Annotated in this window: 5 protein-coding genes; 4 read left to right on the top strand and 1 reads right to left on the bottom strand. The window is 70.6% G+C overall.

Annotation, left to right across the window (positions count from 1 at the left end):
• A partial coding sequence (locus A612_RS05675; protein ID WP_019373563.1) for a malonate--CoA ligase occupies nt 1-1405 on the top strand: 1405 nt, incomplete at its 5' end.
• A 36-nt stretch (nt 1406-1441) separates the two neighbouring features.
• Here the strand turns inward: A612_RS05675 and A612_RS05670 are convergent.
• Complete coding sequence (locus A612_RS05670) at nt 1442-1885, bottom strand: universal stress protein (protein ID WP_019373562.1); 444 nt, start codon at nt 1883-1885, stop codon at nt 1442-1444.
• A 156-nt stretch (nt 1886-2041) separates the two neighbouring features.
• Here A612_RS05670 and A612_RS05665 point away from each other — a divergent pair, with 156 nt between their 5' ends.
• The 3 genes from A612_RS05665 to A612_RS05655 all read left to right on the top strand — a co-directional run.
• Nucleotides 2042-4453 (top strand): heavy metal translocating P-type ATPase, encoded by a 2412-nt coding sequence (locus tag A612_RS05665; protein ID WP_051001451.1) that lies wholly within the window; start codon nt 2042-2044, stop codon nt 4451-4453.
• 1 nt (nt 4454) lies between these two features.
• Complete coding sequence (gene ccoS / locus A612_RS05660; protein ID WP_019373560.1) at nt 4455-4592, top strand: cbb3-type cytochrome oxidase assembly protein CcoS; 138 nt, start codon at nt 4455-4457, stop codon at nt 4590-4592.
• A gap of 64 nt (nt 4593-4656) precedes the next feature.
• Nucleotides 4657-4995 (top strand): cbb3-type cytochrome c oxidase subunit I (locus tag A612_RS05655; RefSeq protein WP_040436186.1); only part of this gene is annotated, 339 nt, incomplete at its 3' end.

Genomic DNA, 4995 nt, shown 5'->3' with positions numbered 1-4995 from the left:
CGGCCTGCCGCCGGCCAGCCGCATCGCCGTGCAGGTGGAAAAATCGGTCGAGGCGATGCTGCTGTACCTGGCGACGCTGCGCGCCGGCCACGTGTTCCTGCCGCTCAACACGGCCTACCGCAGCGCCGAGGTCGAATACTTCATCGAGGACGCCGAGCCTGCCGTCGTGGTGTGCACGCCCAGCCATTTCGGGCAGGTCTCGCGCATCGCCTTCCAGCGCGGCACGCGCCACGTCTTCACCCTGTCCGAGGACCGCACGGGCAGCCTGCTCGAGCGCGCCGCGCACTTCGGCGACGCGCAGGCGCCGGTGGCCCGCACGGCGCAGGACCTGGCCGCGATCGTCTACACCAGCGGCACCACCGGGCGCAGCAAGGGCGCCATGCTCAGCCACGGCAACCTGCTGTCCAATGCGCTGGTGCTGCGCGACTACTGGGGCTGGCGGACGCCGGAGCAGGGCGGGGACGTGCTCGTCCATGCGCTGCCGATCTTCCACGTGCATGGCCTGTTCGTCGCCATCCACGGCGCACTGATCAGCGGCAGCCGGATGGTCTGGCTGTCGAAGTTCGAGCCGCAGGCGGCCATCGAGGCCTTTGCCCGCGCCACGGTGTTCATGGGGGTGCCGACGCTGTACGTGCGCATGCTGGCCGATCCGCGCCTGACGCGCGAGGCGACGGCACACATGCGGCTCTTCATCTCCGGCTCGGCGCCGCTGCTGGCCGAGACCTTCCGCGCGTGGCAGGAACGCACCGGCCACACCATCCTGGAGCGCTACGGCATGAGCGAGACCATCATGCTCACCTCCAACCCCTACCAGCCGGACGCGCGCTACGGCGGGCGGGCCGAGCGCCGCGCCGGCACCGTGGGCTTTCCGCTGCCGGGGGTGCAGCTGCGGGTGGTGGACAGCCAGGACGCGCCCTGCGCCGCCGGCGCGATCGGCCACATCCAGGTGCGTGGCCCGAGCGTGTTCGCCGGCTACTGGCGCATGCCCGAGAAGACGCGCGAGGAATTCACGCCCGACGGGTGGTTTCGCACCGGCGACGTGGGGCTGTGCGATGCGGACGGCTACGTCAGCATCGTCGGGCGCAACAAGGACTTGATCATCAGCGGTGGCTACAACGTCTATCCCGCCGAGATCGAGGGCGTGCTCAACGCGTTGCCGGGGGTGCAGGAGAGTGCCGTCGTGGGCGTGCCGCACCCGGACTTCGGCGAGGTGGGCGTGGCGATCGTGGTGCCGCGGGCGGGCGCGCGGCCCGACGCCGAGGAGCTGCTGGCAGCGCTGAAGCAGCGGCTGGCCGGCTACAAGGTGCCCAAGCGCTGCTTCATCGCTGCCGAGCTGCCGAGGAACACCATGGGCAAGGTGCAGAAGAACCTGCTGCGCGAGCAGCACCGGCAGCTGTTTGCCTGAAGGCGCGCGTCGGCAGCGCGGCGCGACCCCCGAGGTTCAGCGCAGCACCAGCACCGGGATGTGCGAGTGCGTCAGCACGTGCTGCGTCTCGCTGCCCAGCAGCAGGCGCTTGAGGCCCTTGCGCCCGTGCGAGGCCATGACGATCAGGTCGCACTCGTGCTTCTTCGCCGCGGCCAGGATAGCCTCGGCGATCAGGTCGGACTTGACCACCACCGCCTTGACCGCCACGCCGGCCGCCTTGCCGCGCTGCTTGACTTCGTTCACCAGGCCTTGCGCGGCCTCGCTCCACTGCGCCTCGATGCGCTTGACCTCGGCCGGATCGACGGCCGCGCCGCCCTCGAAATAGCTGCGCGGGTAGCGCGGCACCACCTTCAGGGCCACCACCGAGGCGCCGCACAGGCGGGCCAGTTCCAGGCCGTCGTGCACGGCCTTCTCCGACAGGTCGGAGCCGTCGGTGGCGATCAGGATGCGTTGGTACATGGGCTCCTCGCTGGTTGCTTGTCTGGGGGCGATGGCGGTTCGGTCGGAAGCGCGGCCGAAAGGGGCTTCCCAGCCTCCAGCATAGGCCAGCTTTCGCCCCGCAAGTCTTGACCCAGGTCAACGCCCGGCTATCGCGCTCAGGCTAGTATCAACCCTATGTCACATCCTCCGTCCGGCCCGTTCGCGCCCGCGGGAGCGTTCAGCCTGCCTGGCGCGGGTGCGGCCGCGCCTGTCTCCGGCGACGGGCTGGCCCTGCTGGACGAGCCCCAGGAGTGGTGGGCCTTCGGGCGGCCGGTGGGCACTCCCGCGCCTGCTCCCGAGGACAGCGTCTGGGAATCGCATGTGGTTCTGGACGGGATGCACTGCGCCGCCTGCGCGCTCACCATCGAGGAGGCGCTGCGGCGCGTTCCGGGGGTGCGCGAGGCCAATGTCAGCGCCGCGACCCGCCGCGCGCGCGTGGTCTGGGAGCCGCGCGCGGTGCGCCCCTCCGGCTGGATGCGGGCCGTCGAGCGTGCCGGCTACCGCGCCCTGCCGGCCATGGACGCGCTCTCGCGCGAGCGCCGCCGCAATGAGCACCGCCGCGCGCTGTGGCGCTGGCTGGTGGCGGGTTTTTGCATGATGCAGGTCATGATGTATGCGTGGCCTTCGTACCGGGCCATGCCGGGCGACCTGACGCTGGAGATGGAGCAGCTGCTGCGCTGGGCCTCGTGGGTCATCAGCCTGCCGGTGGTGCTGTTCTCCTGTGGCCCGTTCTTCACAAGCGCGCTGCGCGACATCCGCCAGCGCCGGGTCAGCATGGATCTGCCCGTGGCGGCCGGGATGCTGATCGCCTTCGGCGTGAGCATGGCCGGCACCTTCGACCCGACCGGGCCTTTCGGTCACGAGGTCTATTACGACTCGCTGACCATGTTCGTGTTCTTTCTGCTGACCGGCCGCTGGCTCGAATTGCGCCTGCGCGACCACACGGCCGGCGCCCTGGAAGCGGTCATGAACCGGCTGCCCGACAGCGTCGAGCGGCGCGGCGCGGACGGCAGCTTCGAGCGGGTCGCCACGCGCCGCCTGCGGGTGGGGGATGTGGTGCGGGTGCTGCCGGGCGAGGCCTTTCCGGCCGATGGGTGCATCCTCGAAGGAAGCACGCAGGCCGACGAGGCGCTGCTCACGGGGGAGTCCACGCCGGTGGACAAGCCGGCCGGGGCGGCGGTGACGGCCGGCAGCTACAACCTGCGCTCGGCCGTGCTGGTGCGCGTCGAGGCGGTGGGTGCGCAGACGCGCTTCGGCGAGATCGTCGCCCTGATGGAAAGTGCCTCGCTGCAAAAGCCCCGCCTGGCGCAGCTGGCCGATCGCATCGCCCGGCCCTTCCTGGTGGCGGTGTTGCTGGCGGCCGGCCTGGCCATCGTCCTGTGGTGGCCGACGGATCCCGGGCGCGCCCTGATGGTGGCGGTCTCGGTGCTGATCGTGACCTGCCCCTGCGCGCTCTCGCTGGCCACGCCGGTGGCCATGCTCACCAGCGCCGGCACGCTCGCGCGCCGCGGCGTGCTGGTGCGCAACCTGCAGGCCCTGGAGACGCTGGCCTCGGTCGACACGGTGGTCTTCGACAAGACCGGCACGCTCACGCGCGACGGCCTGGCGGTGCTGGAGGTGGTGGCTGCGCCGGGAGCATGGGGCGCTCCTTCCGAAGCACTGGGGCTGGCGGCGGCGCTGGCGCGCCATTCGCTGCACCCGGTCTCGCGCGCGCTGGCAGCGCAGGCGCAGGAGGAAGGCGCGACCACGCCTGCAGGCTGGGAAGTGGGCGAGGTCCAGGAACTCAGCGGCGCTGGGATGCTGGCGCCGGTGCGGCTGCCCGAGGGCGGCGCCGGCACCTTGCGGCTGGGCTCGGCCGCCCATGCGCGGATCGAGCCCGCGGCCGAAGGCGGGCAGCGTGCGGTGCTGTCGCTCGAATGCGAGGGCGAGGTCCGCGAGCTTGCGCGGTTTTCCCTGGCCGAGGAGTTGCGCCCCGAGGCGGCAGCGGCCATCCGGGCCCTGCACGAGGCCGGCATCCGCACCGAGCTGCTGTCGGGCGACCGCAGCGCGGCGGCCCGGCAGGTGGCGGCGCGCGCCGGCATCGACACTGCCCGGGGCGACTGCACGCCGCAGGACAAGCTGGCGCACCTGCAGACCCTGCAGGAGCAGGGCAGGCGCGTCGCCATGGTCGGGGATGGGCTGAACGATGGTCCGGTGCTGGCTGGGGCGCACGTCTCCTTCGCCTTCGGGCGCGCCGTGCCGCTGGCCCAATCAAAGTCCGACCTCGTGGTTATGGGCGACAATCTCGGGTTGGTCACGCAGACTGTGCTGCTGGCGCGCCGCACCTTGCGCATCGTCCGCCAGAACCTGTGGTGGGCCGCCGGCTACAATGCCCTGGGCGTGCCGCTGGCCTTTGCCGGCTACATGCCAGCCTGGGCGGCGGGCCTGGGCATGGCGGTCAGCTCGTTGCTGGTGGTGCTGAACGCGGCCCGGCTGGCGCGCGATGACGCCGAACCCGTTGACGCCGCGGCGCCAGCCGTGGCCGGAGCTGCTCTGGAGGCTGCCTGAGATGGATATTCTTTACCTGCTCATCCCCCTGTCCGTGGTGCTCGTGCTGTTCGTGCTGGCCGGGCTGTGGTGGGCGGTCTATCGGGGGCAATTCGAGGATGTCGACCAGGAAGGCGAGCGCATCCTGAGGGATGGTTGATGCCGGTCAAATACCCTACTTGAAGCACGGTTAAAAATTTCGACGCAATTACAAGAGGTCTCCGATGGAAACTGCACAAGCGAAAGTAGCGCATTACGACGACACCGTCGTGCGCCAATTCACGATCATGTCGGTCGTGTGGGGGGTGGTCGGCATGCTGGTGGGCGTGTTCATCGCCGCCCAGCTGACCTGGCCTGAGCTGAACTTCGGCATCCCGTGGCTGAGCTACGGGCGCCTGCGTCCGCTGCACACCAACGCAGTGATCTTCGCCTTCGGCGGCTGCGGCCTGTTCGCCACCAGCTACTGGGTGGTGCAGCGCACCTGCCAGACGCGCCTGTTCCTGCCCAAGCTGGCAGCCTTCACCTTCTGGGGCTGGCAGCTGGTCATCGTGGCTGCCGCCATC

The organism is Melaminivora alkalimesophila, assembly GCF_000282995.1.
GTDB lineage: Bacteria > Pseudomonadota > Gammaproteobacteria > Burkholderiales > Burkholderiaceae_C > Melaminivora > Melaminivora alkalimesophila.
The sequence above is the reverse complement of the archived record's forward strand: the minus strand, read 5'-3'. Positions and strand labels throughout refer to the sequence as shown.